Genomic DNA, 13,893 nt, shown 5'->3' with positions numbered 1-13,893 from the left:
AAGGTCGGTCACGGCTGCAGCTCCAGCGGGAAGCCCACGCCGCGCCGCTTCAGATAGATGTCCTCGAACGCCCCGTCCTGACGCACGTCCATCGCCCCTTCCTTGACCAGCTCCAGACTGGCCGAGAGGGTCGAGGCGGTGAAGCTGGCCTGACTGGGGCCGTCGTCGCCCTCATCCCGCAAGGGTGCGACCTGATCCAGCGTCGTCCACTCCTCCAGCCGGGGCAGGACGTCGCGCAGCCAGTCGCGCGCCGCCTCCAGCCCGAAGGCTTCGACCCGCTGGCCGGGGGTATAGTGCCGCGCCTGCTCGCGCCGCCGCTGGATCACATAGGCGCTCATCAGCTCGTACAGGCTGGCGTCGATGCGATCGGACGGGATGATCACCGTCGCCTCCGGATCGCCCCGGGTGAAGACGTCGCGCTTCAGCTGGGGCCGGGCCTGAATGGCCTCGACGGCCTTGCGCATGGCGTCCAGCTTCTGCAGGCGGAAGGCCAGGATCGCGGCCATGTCCTCGGCCGGCGGCTCGTCGCCCTTGCCCTTGTCGGTACGCGGCAGCAGCAGTCGTGACTTCAGATAGGCCAGCCAGGACGCCATCACGAGATAGTCGGCCGCCAACGAGAAATTCCGCCGCCGCGCCTCATGCACGAAGGCCAGATACTGTTCCGCCAACTTCGTGATGGAGAGTTTGAGCAGGTCGACCTTCTGGGTCCGCGCCAGCGCCAGCAGCACGTGCAGCGGCCCTTCATAGCCCTCCAGATCGACCACAAAGGCCTCGCCTGCGTCGATCTGCTCGACGGCGGCGAAATCCAGATTGGGCTGGAAGGCTTCGGTCATGGGGTCAGGCTTGCGCCTCACCGACATCCGCGCCCTTCGCGGCGTCCAGACGGCCCTTCAGCATGGCGTCGAAGCGTTCGCGGGCCTCGACCAGATCCAGCGGCTCGGGCGTATGGACGATGCGGTTCAGCGCCGCCTCGGCGCGGCGGGCCGCCCCGCCCTTCAGCCCGCTGACGCCCTCGGCGACCTGACGCATCTCGGAAAGGTCGCCGTTCCAGTGGATCACCAGATCGCAGCCGGCCTTCAGCGACTTTTCCGCCCGCTCCTTCAGCGTTCCGGACAGGGCGTTCATCACCAGATCGTCGGACAGCAGCAGGCCGCCGAAGCCCAGACGCTCGCGGATCAGCCTGATCGCCTTCTTCGACTGGGTCGCCGGCCGCTTCTTGTCGATGGCGGTGAAGACGATGTGGGCCGTCATCCCGATCGGCATATCCGACAGGGCCTTGAACGGGGCGAAGTCCCAGGCGTCCAGGGCGTCGAGGTCGGCATGGACCGTCGGCAGCTCCTTGTGAGTGTCGGCGAAGGCGCGGCCGTGGCCGGGCATATGCTTGATCACCGGCAGGACCCCGCCGGCCAGCAGCCCCTCGGCCGTCGCCCGGCCCAGTTGGGCCACCAGAGCCGGATCGCGGGCATAGGCGCGGTCGCCAATGATATCGTGGGCGCCGGGCACGGGCACGTCCAGCACCGGCGCGCAGTCGACGTTGATGCCGACGGCCTTGAGATCATGGGCCATCAGCCGTCCGCCCAGCCGCGCCAGCTCGCGCGCGGTCATCGGGTCGTTGGTCGCCTTCAGATAGGCGTCGCCCGGCGGATATTTGGCCCAGTGCGGCGGGCCGAGGCGCTGGACCCGGCCGCCTTCCTGATCGACCAGCACCGGCGCGTCCCGGCCCACGCTTTCACGCAGGGCGTCGGTCAGGCGCAGGACCTGCTCGGGCGTCTCCACATTGCGGCGGAACAGGATGAAGCCCCACGGCCGTGCGTCGGCGAAGAAGGCCCGCTCCTCGTCCGTCAGGGCCGTGCCCAGGCACCCATAGATGGCGGCGCTGTTCACCGGGCTCAGCGCACCAGGCAGTCGCCGCCGGCGCCCTGAATGGCCGCGCAGAAGGCCTGGGCCCGCTCGCGGCTCAGACCGAAGAAGGTGGTGCGATAGACGGTCGAGCCGTTGGAGGCGGTGACTTCCTGCACCCGCTTCTGGGCGCCGCGCGCATATTGCGGGAAGCGGGCGGCGACGGCGGCGTATTCGCGGTCAGCGATGGCGGTCGAGGAGAAGGCGCCGATCTGCACGGCCGAGGAACCATTCGCGGCCGCCGGGGTCGGCGGGGTCTGGGTCGCCTGGGGCGAGGGACGGACCACCGGCGCGGTCGGGGTCGGACGGGTCGCGGTCGCCGGAGCCGGGCGCGCGGGCGGAAGCTCGTCGGAGACCACCGGCGGAAGCGGCTTGGGCGCCGGGCGCGGCTGGGCCTGTTCCGGCGGCGCCGTATAGGTCGGGGCGGTGTCCACCGGCGGCGTCTCGTTGCGATAGACGTCGACGCCGGCCTCTTCATCAACCGGCTGGGCGTCCAGCGGCGCCTCGACCTTCATCTGGCCCACGGGCGTGCCCACGGCCGGCGGCACGTCGTTGGAGGCGCGCAGGCCCGAACGATAGAAGACCACCACGGCGATGATCAGCACCAGCAGCACTACGGCGCTGACGATCAGGGTCACGGGCGGGGCCTTGGCCGGCGGTCCGCGACGCGCATCGAACCCGCCGCCGCGGTTGAACGGCAGGTCGTCGTCGGTCGGCGGCGTATAGGGCCCCCGGTCGCGGCTGTCGTTCGGGCGGTTGTTGTCGTCGTAGGACATGGTCGCTTGATCTCTGGGTCCGGCGCGAATCGGCGCGCGGCCTGACACTCTAACCCGCCCGCCCCCGCAGACGAATCACAGTTGGGGTGAAAATCACACCTCGCGGATCAGGTCGATGCTGAACAGCCGCCGGTGCTCCTCGATCGCATACATGTCGGTCATGCCGGCGATATAGTCGCAGACCGCCCGCGCCCGTTTGTGCCGATCGTCCACATTGGCCCGCGCCGACCATTCGGGCGGCAGGACCTCGGGCTCGGCCATGAACAGCTGGAACATCTCGGCCAGGATCCGCCGCGCCTGGCTGCGGGTCCGGTTGACGCGGTAGTGGCGGTACATGCGCTGGAACAGGAAGGCGCGCAGCACCCCCAGATCGGCCAACATGGCGTCGGAGAACTGGATCAGGGTGCGTTTGGCCCCGCGCACGTCCTCGGGCGTGACGATCCTGTCCGCCGCCAGCCGCCGCTCGGTCTCGGCCAGCACGTCGTCCACCATCAGGCCGATCATGCGCCGCACGGCCTCCAGCCGCGTCATCCGGTCGTCGAGCTCCGGCCAGTCGGCGCGCACGCTCTTCAGCACCGGCCCGATCAGCGGCACCCCGGCCAGATCGGCAAGGGTGAACAGGCCCGCCTGAACACCGTCGTCCACGTCGTGGTTATTATAGGCGATGTCGTCGGCGATGGCGGCGGCCTGGGCCTCCAGCGAGGCGAAGCTGTTCAGCCTCAGGTCCCAGTCCGGATTGGCGCTGGTCCGGGTATAGTCGGCGATGGCCTGCCAGGCCGGGTCGTCCAGCTTGTGGGTCACCGGGCCGTTGTGCTTGATCACCCCCTCGACGGTCTCCCACGACAGGTTCAGCCCCTCGAAGCCCGGATAGCGGCGCTCCAGCTTGGTCACCACGCGGAAGGTCTGGACGTTGTGGTCGAAGCCGCCATACGGCTCCATCTGCACCTGCAGCTCGTCCTCGCCCGCATGGCCGAACGGCGGATGGCCCAGGTCGTGGGCCAGAGCGATGGTCTCGGCCAGATCCTGGTCCAGCCCCAGCGCATGCGCCAGCGACCGGGCGATCTGGGCCACCTCCAGACTGTGGGTCAGGCGGGTGCGGTAGTGGTCGCCCTCATGCGCCACGAAGACCTGGGTTTTGCCCTTCAGGCGGCGGAAGGCGGTCGAATGGATGATCCGGTCGCGGTCGCGGGCGAAGGCGTTGCGCGTCCGGCTCGCGGTCTCCGGGACCAGCCGCCCGAGAGTGTCCGCCGGGATCTCCGCATAGGGGGCGAAGCCGCAGGTGTCGGCGAACGGAATGTCTTTGGAGGGCTGCTGGCTCAAGCGGGTCGCGTTTCGTGATCGGCCGGGCCTTTGCGCATGGCCCCCGGCGTCTCATATAGACAGCCATGACCAGCGTCCAACCTGCTCCGTTTGAACTGAAAGTGGCGACCCGCACGCCCGAGGGCATCGTCCTGTCGCCCAGCGCCGCGAAGCGTCTGGCGAAGCTCGGCGCCGCCGAGGGTCATACGGTCATGCTGCGCGTCGCCGTCGAGGGCGGCGGCTGCTCCGGCTTCCAGTACCAGATGGACCTCGTCCAGACCGCCGAAGCCGACGACCTGCGCATCGAAACCGACGGGCAGACCCTCCTGGTCGACCCGGTCTCGGTTCCCTTCCTCAAGGGATCGGAGGTCGCTTACGTCGACGAACTGGCCGGCGCCCAGTTCGTGGTGCGCAATCCGAACGCCGCGACCAGCTGCGGCTGCGGGGTCAGCTTCTCGATCTGAGATCTATCTTTGTTTGGGCGAACCTAAGCCTCTTCAATCCGGAACTTCTAAAGCAATAAGCCTGCTAGAGATTCGCGCGCCGGCAGCCAAAACCTTTGCTCGGTGACTACGATAGAAGTCACGATCTTCTTCATCTACCGGCGGCCCTGTTCGCTCCATGTCTTCAATGTATCTTCCATGTAAAACTCCCAGCGTCCAACGCAGACCCGAAAAGCAACGCTGCAATTCAAGTAAATCTCTCGCAATTGCGTAATCCGCAACGCTCATTATTGAAATTTCCTCAAGTTCAGTTTCAATCCTGTTCCAGAAATCAGTTTCCCAACGATCTTCCAACCACCCGAAATCGCTCTGAGCTTCGGCCGCCAAATCTACGGCGGCATTCACTAACGCACGTAAAGGCGCGATACGTTCGAAGCGCGCAGATCTCCTTGCTAGGAGGCTGAGTTGTTGGTTACGCCGGTTTTGCCAGCCCGCGACCGCGACAGCGACGAGAATGGCAAGGATCGACCCAATGGCCTGCACCCATGCAGGTGTGTCATCGGCGCGGACGTCAAACACGCCCGCGACCAAGCCGAACATCAGCAGCCAAGCGACGCAAAGCGCGCCAAACACCCAGTCCCAAATCTTCATGTCGACATGAAGCACATGGCCCACCGCGCAGGTCCAGAGGAAGATGGTCTCTCGAACACGGACCTTTTGGCGGGGCTTGCTCTAATCCCGCACTAGCCCCCCATCCACCACAAGATTTTGCCCGGTCACCGCACGGCTCCAGGGGGAAGCGAAGAACAGCACCGCGTCAGCGAACTCTTCCGGCGTGGTCACCGAGCGCAGCGGGGTCATGCCGGCGATCAGGTCGAAGACGGCGTCGGGCGTGGCGGCCGAGGCGTCCGTGGTCCGCAGCAGGCCGCCCGAGACCATGTTGACGGTGATCCCCTTGGGGCCCAGGTCGCCCGCCGCCGTGCGGGTCAGGGACAGGAGCGCGGCCTTGGCGGCGGTGTAGTCGTGATAAGGCACGACCGGGTTCTGGAACAGGTTGGTGCCGATGTTGACGATGCGCCCTCCTCCATGGCGGCACATACCGGGCACGCAGGCCTGGATGACGTTCAGGGCGCCCCGCACCACGGTCGAGAACTGGCTCTCCATCTCGGCCCAGCCGATGTCGGTCAGCACCGACCGCGCATCGCCGTTGAAGCTGTAGTCCAGCGCATTGTTGACCACCGTCGTGATCGGCCCGCCGAAGCGGTGCTCGACCGCCGCGACCATGGCCTCCACCGCCGACCGGTCGGCGACGTCGGCCTGATACGCCATCACCCGGTCGCCCAGCTCGGCGGCCAGCGCCTCGGCCTTGTCGCCGCTGGCGCGCCAGTTGATCACCACCCGCGCGCCCTCGCCCGCAAAGGCGCGGACCACCGCCGCTCCCACGCCGCGCGCCCCGCCGGTGACGAGGACGATCTGGTCGCTGATGTTCATGGCGGGCTCCTTGAAAGATACGCGGGTTCAACCCCGTCCCGGTCGCGCTTGCAAGCCTTTCGCAACAGCTAGCGCCGGCCTTATTAGGCAAGTTCCGAAATAAGGCTTGCGATTAGGAAAATCCCTAATTAGGGTTCTGCCTCATGAACACCCTGTTCAAGGCCCTGTCGCACCCGGTCCGCCGCCGCATCGTCGCGATGCTGCGCAAGGGCCCCATGGCGTCTGGCGACATCGCCGCCGCCTTCGACATGAGCTGGCCGACCATCACCGGCCATCTGAACGCGCTCAAGGAGGCCGGCCTCGTCAGCCCCGAGCGCGAAGGCCAGACCATCCGCTACCGCCTCGAAATCTCCGCCGTCGAAGAGGCCATGGCCTTTCTCATGGAGATCGCAGGAACGGGCGTGGAGGCTGAAACGCCCAGCCTGTCGCCCGCCCATTCGAAGGAGACGCCGAAATGACAGACCGCCGTTTCACCCTGCTGGACGCCGCGACCGTGGTGGTCGCCGTCGGCATCCTGGCCTTGGCGCTCTGGACCCTGACGAATGGGCCGACCACGCCCGTTCCGATGCATTTCGGCCTGAACGGCCAGCCTGACCGCTATGGCGACCGCACCGAACTCGGCGTTCTGCTGGTCTTCATGGCCGCCATGACCGCGATCACTGCCGGAATGATGGGCTGGTACGCCGGCCGATCCGAAGAACCGTCGCGACGGCGCGGCCTGCGCATGGGCCAGTTCATCTCCCTGATCGCCATCGGCGGCACGACCGCCCTCCTCGGCTGGGCCGCGCTGGGCGGCGCCGCCGGAGCGACGGCCTTTTCTCCGGGGTGGACCATCGCTCTTCTGGGCCTGATCCTGACCCTGATCGGCGCAGGCCTCGGTCGGGTCGGACCCAACCCCCTTGTCGGCGTCCGCACGCCGTGGAGCTACAAAAGCCGTCTGGCTTGGGATCGGTCAAACCGTCTCGCGGGCCGCCTGTTCTTCTGGTTCGGCCTCATACTGCTGATCGCGGGTCCGATCGCGCCTCAGCCCCTGACGATGATGGCCGCCCCTGCCCTGATCCTGGTCGCGGCCATCTGGTCCGTATTCGAGAGCTGGCGCGTCTGGCGCACCGATCCCGACCGCCAACCCTTCTGATTTCGCGTCCCACCTTCTTCTTTGGAGATTGAACGATGCTGACCCTCCTGCTCGCGGGCGCCCTCGCGCTCGCCTCGGACCCCACCGCGACCGAGGTCACCCTCCCCGCCCAGCCCGCGCCGCTGCACGGGACCCTGCTGACCCCGGCGGGCCAGACCACCGCCGTCGCTGTCATCGTCCCGGGCTCGGGCCCGACCGATCGGGACGGCAACAGCCCGCTCGGCGTCTCGGCCGGGACCTATCGTCTGCTGGCCGAGGGGCTGGCGGCGGAAGGCATCGCCACCCTGCGCATCGACAAGCGCGGCATCGGCGCCAGCGCCGCCGCCATGACCGGCGAGGCCGACCTGCGCTTCGACGACTATGCCGCCGACGCCCGCGCCTGGGCCGCCGAGGCCGCGACCCGCGCCGGAAAGCCCTGCGCCTGGCTGATCGGGCACAGCGAGGGCTCCCTCGTCGCTCTGGAAGCCGTCCAGACGCCCGACGATAAAATCTGCGGCGTCATCTCCCTGTCGGGCGCCGGCCGCCCCGCCGCCACGGTCCTGCGTGAGCAGATGGCCGGCATGCCCGAACCGCTGAAGACCCAGGCCTTCGCCGCCCTGTCCGAACTCGAGGCCGGCCGCACCGTCGCCGACGCCCCTCCTCAACTGGCGGCCCTCTTCCGCCCCTCGGTCCAGCCCTATTTGATCTCCTGGCTGCCGCTCGACCCGGCGAAACTGGCGGCGGCGTATCGCGGGCCCCTGTTCATCGGTCAGGGCACGACGGACCTGCAGGTCAGGATGACCGACGCCGCGGCCCTCGCCGCCGCCCGTCCGGACGCGACGCTGATCCCGTTCGAGGGCGTCAATCATGTGCTGAAGGTCGCGCCCGCTGACCCGGCCGGCAACGCCGCCACCTATCGCGATCCGAACCTGCCGCTCGCCCCCGGCGTCGTCGAAGCCGTCGCCGGCTTCATCAAGGCCCACTAACTCTCGGGACCGTCCAGTTCCGCGCGCGCCTCGTCCGCCAGGGCGAAGAACCGCTCGCGGACCCCGGCGGCGAAGGGATTGTCGCGTTCGATGGCCCGGAACACCGCCGGGCTGTCGTGGCGCACCATCTCCACTGCCTGCATGATCCGCTCGAAACTGGCGGTGGTCATCCGGCTCGGGAGGGGCTCCATGGCCAGCAGGACCCGGGCGATCAGATGGGTCAGGCCCTGCACCACCGCCGCCTCGCGGTCGTGATCCTCGGGCGAGACGCTGAACACCTTCAGCCCCAGCCTCTTCCGGCAATAGGCCGCCACCCGCCGCGCCGCCCGGTCGTCATTGATCGGACAGACGGCGATCCTCAGGCCCGCGATCCCGTCCTTGCCGCTCTGCGGCCCGAACAGCGGATGGGTGCCGACCAGACGCACGCCCCGCGGCAGTCCTTCGGCCATCAGCCGCGCGGGCAGGACCTTCACCGAGCCGACATCGATGATCACCGCGTCCGGCGCAACATGGGGCGCAATGGCGGTCACCGTCGCCTCCAGCGCCTCGACCGGCACGGCCAGGATGACGATCGGACAGGTCGCGGCCTCGGCGAGACCCGTCAACTCGACCAGCCCGCCGCCGTCCGTCGCCGCCGGGTCGTACGCGACAATCTCGAACCGGTCCGACAGATGGCGCGCAGTCAGCCGCCCGAAGGCGCCGAAGCCGATCAGACCCAGCCTGCCGCCCGCCTTTGTCACGGCTTCAGCGTCTCCTGGAAGCGCACGGGACGGCCGCCCGCCTTGCCGATCAGCTCGCCGTCGCGCATCACCGTCCGGCCGCGGATGATGGTCGCCATCGGCAATCCGGTCGCCTCGAACCCGTCGAACGGCGTCCAGCCCGAACGCGTGGCCATGTCGGCATGGATCAGGGTCTTCTTCGCCTTCAGGTCGACGATGGTCAGGTCGGCGTCATAGCCCTCGGCCATCCGCCCCTTGCCCGCCGTACCGAACACCCGGTTGGCGCCGGCCGAGGTCAGGTCGACGAACCGCTCCAGCGACAGCCGGCCGTTGGCGACATGGGTGAGCATCACCGGCACCAGGGTCTGCACCCCCGGCATGCCCGACGGCGACGCCGGATAGGGCCGCGCCTTTTCTTCCAGCGTATGGGGCGCGTGGTCCGAGCCCAGCACATCGGCGACGCCGTGCTCGATACCGCGCCACAGGCCGGCGATGTGCGGCTGGCTGCGGATCGGGGGGTTCATCTGGGCCAGACCCTTGAGGCGGGCATAGGCCTCGTCGCCGTCCAGAGTCAGGTGCTGGGGCGTGACCTCGACCGTGGCGACGTCCTTGTTGTCGGCCAGGAATTCGATCTCTTCCGCCGTCGTCACGTGCAGGACGTGGATGCGCGCGCCGGTCTCACGCGCCAGGGCCACAAGGCGCTTGGTCGAGCGGATAGCGCTTTCGGCGTCGCGCACCTCGGGGTGGCTGGTCCAATCCCCGGTGCGGGCCAGCGGCCGACGCTCGACCAGACGGTATTCGTCCTCGGAGTGGAAGGTCGCGCGCCGCTTCACGTGGCGCAGCACCTCACGCACCCCGTCGTCGTCGGCGACCAGCAGGGTCCCGGTCGAGGCGCCCATGAAGACCTTGATGCCGCAGCAGCCGGGCAGACGCTCCAGCTCGCCCAGCATGGACGCATTGCCGTGGGTGCCGCCGATGTAGAAGGCGTGGTCGGTCCACATCCGGTCGCGGGCGCGGGCCAGCTTGTCGGCCAGGGCGTCCGGATCGGTGGTCGAGGGTTCGGTGTTCGGCATCTCGAACACGGCGACGACGCCGCCCAGGGCCGCCGCGCGCGATCCGCTCTCGAGGTCTTCCTTCCACTCCAGCCCCGGCTCGCGGAAATGGACCTGAGTGTCGATCACGCCCGGCAGGACCGTCAGCCCCGTGGCGTCGAAGGTCTCGCCCGCCGAGGCCTGCGACAGGTCGCCGACGAACTCGACGCGGCCGTCGTTGATGCCGACGTCCGCCATCCCGCGCCCGGCGTGATTACAGACCTCGCCGCCCCGCACGATCAGGTCATAGGTCTTGGTCATCGAACGACTCCTCGAAACGGAACGGCCCGCATATGCGGAATACCGCCCCTCCGGGTAAAGCCCGCTTTCAGGCTTTCTTCGCCGCCAGCAGCGTCTTTGCGGCCTTCAGCACCCGTTCGGCGGGCAGGTCCATCATATGCTGGATGGCCTGGTTCAGGCGAGGATCCAGCGCCTTGAACTCGTCCAGCGAGCGCGGTCCGCGCACGGACGCGCCCTGCCAGGGACCGACATGCGCCTCGTCGGACGGGCCGAACACCGCCACCGAGGGCACGCCCGCGGCGACGGCAAGTTGGGTCCAGATCGAATCCGCCCCGACATAGAGCGCGGCGTGCGACAGGGCGGCGGCCGTCTGCAGCCGCGTCAGCTTGCCCTGGGTCTCGATCACCCGGTTGCGGGCCACGGCCAGACGGATGGTGTGGGCCAGATCGCGGTCGGCCTCCTCGCCCACGATCAGCAGCCGCCCGCCCGCCAGAGGCCCGTCATCAGCCAGCAGGGCCGCGACAACGCGCGAATAGCGGTCGGCGGGCCAGCGCTTGCCGATCCAGTCCGTACCCGGACCGACCGCCAGAATCGGCCGCCCGTCCGGCTGGATGATGGCGTCGGCGGCAGCTTGCGTCTCCTCGCCGAAGAACAGTTTCGGCGCCGGGACCTCGTCCAGCTTCAGAATGTCCGCGGCCTGTTCGACGGCATGGAGTTCCGGATTGTCCTTGCCGCGGACCGCGCGTTTCTGGCGCCGCAGCTTGCCCGACAGGGTGGAGCCGCGCATGTCGACGACCAGTCCCCACTTCGTCTCGCGCACCTGGTTCCACAGGGCGATCCACTCGAACCGGCCGTCGCGGTCCAGGGTCAGCAGCCGGTCGAGCCGCGGGGTGTCGGCGAACAGGGGCGAGGTCGCGGGCGAACCGACCACCGTAAAGGTCGCCTGGGGCATGGCCTCGACAAGGTAGGCCAGCACGCCGGACGACAGAACGGCGGCCTCCGCCTCGGCCTCGGCGATATAGAGAATGGGAAAACGCGCCGCCATGGATGGACCGTATACGGATTCTATCGAAGGTTCAGAGAGATGAAACGGGCAGTTCAGTCGGCTGCGGTGGAAAAGATTCCCCGAAAGATTTCTGGCCGGCCCTCGCCCCCTGAACGCGCCAACCCTATCTTGGCCGCATGACAAACCTCGCCCGCCTCGACAGCCGCGCCGTGATCCGTGTGTCAGGCGAGGACGCGAAGTCTTTTCTGAACAATCTTTTGACTCAGGAAGTCGAGACCTTGGGTGAAGGCGAACTGCGCTTCGGCGCCCTGCTCTCTCCGCCCGGACGGCTGCTGTTCGACCTCTTCCTGTTCGGTGACGGCGAGGCCGTGCTGCTCGATGTCGCCGCCGATCGGCGCGAGACCCTGATCCAGCGGCTGTCGATGTACAAACTCCGCGCCAAGGTCGACGTCGCCGCCGACGACCGTCCTGTCACGGCCTCATGGCCCGAAATCGCCGACGGCTTCGTCGCTGATCCCCGCACGCCGCTGCTCGGCGGCCGTCGCTATGGCGAGACCGGAACCACTACCGCGCCCGAGGCTGACTATGACGCGCACCGCCTGACGGTCGGCGTGCCCGATCCGGCGCGCGACATGGCCGTGGACCGGACCTATCCGATCGAGGCGGACTTCGATCTGCTGAACGGCATCGACTTCGCCAAGGGCTGTTTCGTCGGCCAGGAAACGACCTCGCGCATGAAGCGGCGCGGCGCCATCCGCAATCGCATGCTGCCGATCGTCTTCGATGGTCAGGCGCCCGCCGTGGGGGCCGAGGTCCTGCTGAACGGCGACCGGCGCGCGGGCGAGGTCATGACCGGCGCCGAGGGCTCGGCCATCGCCCTCCTCCGCCTCGACCGGATCGACGGCGAACTGACCGTCGAGGGCCGCCCCGTTACGGTACGCCGGCCGGACTGGGCGCCGCCGGAGACGTGGGCTCCCCCACAACAGCCTGACTGATCCCGAACATCGCCGCCAGCCGCTCGCGCTTCCTGACCAGCACCGCCCGGGCCACGATCGCCGCCTTGGCCGCATCGGCGTCCAGCTTGGCCAGGGCCTTGTCGATGCCGCCGTCGGCGCGGACAGTCTCGGTGTCCTCGACGAACTCCTGCTCCGGACAACCGCCGCCGAAGGCCCAGTAGCGCTGGCCCTGCGCCGCCTGGGCCGTCTCCAGCACGCAGCGTTTGTCCGGCGCCAGCGACAGCCACATCACCGCCCGGAAATCCGCCAGAGCACTGCCGGCGAAGTCGTCGTGGCCCAGCAGGCCGCCCGAGGCCGAGGTTGTGTCCACCGTCTGTAGCCCGTCGCGGACGATGATATTCCGCGCATCGCCCACCCTCTGCATCTGATTGACCTGTTGCGAGATCTGCAGCGCCCGGTCGCGCTGTGACGCATACAAGGTGAAGCGGCGGCCGGTGTGCAGGATGCGCGGCCAGGTCGCCTCGAACTCGTCCACCCCCACGTCGGCGGCGGCGAAGACCACCTCATTGAACATCGGCGGCTGGTTCGGCGTGCGCGCCGCGATCACGTCCAGCGCCCGCTCCAACACCCGGTTGCCCATCGAGTGGGCCACCAGATGCACCCGCGTCGCGCCTGTGCGGTTCGCCACGTCGGTCAGGAAGTCCGCGACCTCGTTCAGCAGGGCCTGATCCGCCACCGTTCGGGTATCGGCCTGATAGCCCAGCAGACTGGCCCGCGACGGCCAGGAATAGAGGATCGGCGCCCCGTCCAGGTTCATGTCGACCGCCAGTTGGGCGGTCCGGATCGCGGCGCCTTCGAAACTGGTGTTGTAGCCGTGGATGAAGACGAACACCTCCTTCTGCTGGCTGCGCGCCACTACAGAGGACACGCGCTGGAAGAAGGCGTCGCGGTCCGTCACCGGGGTCACGCTGTTCAGGATCATGTGCTTCTCGGGGTCCGGCCGGAACTCCAGGGTCCAGATCGACGGCCGCGGGATGGTCCCCGGATTGCGGTTGTTCGGCACGCTGACCTCGGCGACGCCGAATGACAGCGCCGCCCTCTGGCCGCCGTAGAAGGTGGCGGGCGTCAGGTCGCCGGTCAGCGCGCGGTGGGTGGCATAGTAGACCTGCACCTCGCGGAAGCCGTCGGTCGAGGGCGGCGGTGCCGGCTGTCCAGGAGCAGGCGGCGGCGGCGGAGGCGGCGGAGGCGGCAGGTCTTCCCCACCGCGCGAGGCGAAGGGTTCCAGCCCTGCCGACACCCGCGCTGCGTTCAGTTCATCCAGATAGGGCTTGAGGTTCTGATTGCCCCGCCCCCAGACGCCTTCGCGCAGATCATAGGCGGTCAGCAGCCACCGCGCCTTCGCCGCCGGCGTATCCGACAGCCGGGCCACGGCCTCGATCGGCGCGGCCATGGAGATGTCACCCTGCCCCCTGAACTGCAGGATGGCGGTCAGGGCGTCCTGATAGGCCTTGATCGCCTCGTCCTTCAACCCCGCCTCGTCATAGGCCTGGGCCAGGGCCAGATGAAAGGCGATCAATGTGTCCGGATCCGTCGACCGCAGTTGTCCGATCAACGATTGATCAGCCGAGACCCGCCGCAGGGCCGCGAGGTCGCCCGTGTCCACCGCGTTCGCCACGGCCTCCAGAGACACAGGCTGCATCTGCGCCTGCGCCGTGATCGGCCCGAAGGCGAGCAGGCCGGCGAAGGCCACCCCCATCCACGTGCGAACGCCCATCCGATCCTCCCCAAGTTCGTCCGATCCTGTCTCACGAAACGCCGGTCCGCCACGACTTTCCGAACATGACGGCGAGAGGGTCTGCGGCTAGGATCGGCC

15 protein-coding genes are annotated in these 13,893 nt (G+C 68.4%); 5 read left to right on the top strand and 10 right to left on the bottom strand.

The genetic code is table 11. From position 1 onward, the window contains the following. Positions 1 to 8: 8 nt before the first annotated feature. The 4 genes from AC07U0_RS17440 to AC07U0_RS17425 form a co-directional block, all read right to left on the bottom strand. Positions 9 to 833, bottom strand: coding sequence for a segregation and condensation protein A (locus tag AC07U0_RS17440; RefSeq protein WP_494721248.1), 825 nt, complete (start codon positions 831 to 833; stop codon positions 9 to 11). A gap of 4 nt (positions 834 to 837) precedes the next feature. After that, the gene (nagZ, locus tag AC07U0_RS17435) at positions 838 to 1,884 is read right to left on the bottom strand and encodes a beta-N-acetylhexosaminidase (protein WP_494721247.1); all 1,047 of its coding nucleotides are present in this window, start codon (positions 1,882 to 1,884) and stop codon (positions 838 to 840) included. A 5-nt stretch (positions 1,885 to 1,889) separates the two neighbouring features. Further along, entirely contained in the window at positions 1,890 to 2,675 is a 786-nt protein-coding gene (locus AC07U0_RS17430) for an SPOR domain-containing protein (RefSeq protein ID WP_494721246.1), read from the bottom strand. A 93-nt stretch (positions 2,676 to 2,768) separates the two neighbouring features. Continuing rightward, positions 2,769 to 3,971: a deoxyguanosinetriphosphate triphosphohydrolase gene (locus tag AC07U0_RS17425; protein ID WP_494721314.1), complete on the bottom strand. Its 1,203-nt coding sequence runs from the start codon at positions 3,969 to 3,971 to the stop codon at positions 2,769 to 2,771. A gap of 89 nt (positions 3,972 to 4,060) precedes the next feature. Between AC07U0_RS17425 and erpA the strand changes: the two genes are divergently transcribed. Continuing rightward, positions 4,061 to 4,438, top strand: coding sequence for an iron-sulfur cluster insertion protein ErpA (gene erpA, locus AC07U0_RS17420; protein WP_494721245.1), 378 nt, complete (start codon positions 4,061 to 4,063; stop codon positions 4,436 to 4,438). A gap of 33 nt (positions 4,439 to 4,471) precedes the next feature. Here the strand turns inward: erpA and AC07U0_RS17415 are convergent, their stop codons facing one another. Together AC07U0_RS17415 and AC07U0_RS17410 are read right to left on the bottom strand one after the other, a co-directional pair. Beyond that, a complete protein-coding gene (locus tag AC07U0_RS17415; RefSeq protein ID WP_494721244.1) occupies positions 4,472 to 5,092 on the bottom strand; it encodes a hypothetical protein in 621 nt (206 codons plus the stop codon). Between the two features lie 57 nt (positions 5,093 to 5,149). Further along, the gene (locus tag AC07U0_RS17410; RefSeq protein ID WP_494721243.1) at positions 5,150 to 5,908 is read right to left on the bottom strand and encodes a 3-oxoacyl-ACP reductase; all 759 of its coding nucleotides are present in this window, start codon (positions 5,906 to 5,908) and stop codon (positions 5,150 to 5,152) included. A 143-nt stretch (positions 5,909 to 6,051) separates the two neighbouring features. Here AC07U0_RS17410 and AC07U0_RS17405 point away from each other — a divergent pair, with 143 nt between their 5' ends. Genes AC07U0_RS17405 through AC07U0_RS17395 form a run of 3 tightly spaced genes read left to right on the top strand, consistent with a single transcriptional unit; the run spans position 6,052 to position 8,008 of the window. Beyond that, positions 6,052 to 6,366 carry a metalloregulator ArsR/SmtB family transcription factor gene (locus tag AC07U0_RS17405; protein WP_494721242.1) on the top strand — a complete coding sequence of 105 codons (315 nt, stop codon included), beginning with the start codon at positions 6,052 to 6,054 and terminating at the stop codon, positions 6,364 to 6,366. Continuing rightward, positions 6,363 to 7,043: an SdpI family protein gene (locus AC07U0_RS17400; protein ID WP_494721241.1), complete on the top strand. Its 681-nt coding sequence runs from the start codon at positions 6,363 to 6,365 to the stop codon at positions 7,041 to 7,043. Before AC07U0_RS17405 ends, AC07U0_RS17400 begins: the two co-directional genes overlap by 4 nt. A 35-nt stretch (positions 7,044 to 7,078) precedes the next feature. After that, a complete protein-coding gene (locus AC07U0_RS17395) occupies positions 7,079 to 8,008 on the top strand; it encodes an alpha/beta hydrolase (protein ID WP_494721240.1) in 930 nt (309 codons plus the stop codon). Here the strand turns inward: AC07U0_RS17395 and AC07U0_RS17390 are convergent. From AC07U0_RS17390 to AC07U0_RS17380, 3 genes are all read right to left on the bottom strand, one after another. Next, positions 8,005 to 8,748: a prephenate dehydrogenase/arogenate dehydrogenase family protein gene (locus AC07U0_RS17390; RefSeq protein ID WP_494721239.1), complete on the bottom strand. Its 744-nt coding sequence runs from the start codon at positions 8,746 to 8,748 to the stop codon at positions 8,005 to 8,007. The two genes, AC07U0_RS17395 and AC07U0_RS17390, sit on opposite strands and share 4 nt — an antisense overlap. Beyond that, on the bottom strand, positions 8,745 to 10,079 hold the full coding sequence (locus AC07U0_RS17385; protein WP_492033112.1) for a dihydroorotase: 1,335 nt from the start codon (positions 10,077 to 10,079) through the stop codon (positions 8,745 to 8,747). Before AC07U0_RS17385 ends, AC07U0_RS17390 begins: the two co-directional genes overlap by 4 nt. 67 nt (positions 10,080 to 10,146) lie before the next feature. Further along, positions 10,147 to 11,103, bottom strand: a complete 957-nt coding sequence (locus AC07U0_RS17380) for a glycosyltransferase family 9 protein (protein WP_494721238.1) — start codon at positions 11,101 to 11,103, stop codon at positions 10,147 to 10,149. Between the two features lie 137 nt (positions 11,104 to 11,240). On the opposite strand from AC07U0_RS17380, the gene ygfZ reads away from it, so the two are divergent. Continuing rightward, on the top strand, positions 11,241 to 12,059 hold the full coding sequence (gene ygfZ / locus AC07U0_RS17375; protein ID WP_494721237.1) for a CAF17-like 4Fe-4S cluster assembly/insertion protein YgfZ: 819 nt from the start codon (positions 11,241 to 11,243) through the stop codon (positions 12,057 to 12,059). On the opposite strand, the gene AC07U0_RS17370 is transcribed toward ygfZ, so the two are convergent. After that, positions 11,995 to 13,794 (bottom strand): alpha/beta hydrolase, encoded by a 1,800-nt coding sequence (locus AC07U0_RS17370; RefSeq protein ID WP_494721236.1) that lies wholly within the window; start codon positions 13,792 to 13,794, stop codon positions 11,995 to 11,997. The genes ygfZ and AC07U0_RS17370 overlap by 65 nt on opposite strands. Positions 13,795 to 13,893: the final 99 nt, after the last annotated feature.

Source organism: Brevundimonas sp. GW821-FHT02A10, assembly GCF_059422025.1.
This window is presented reverse-complemented; position numbering and strand designations above follow the sequence as displayed.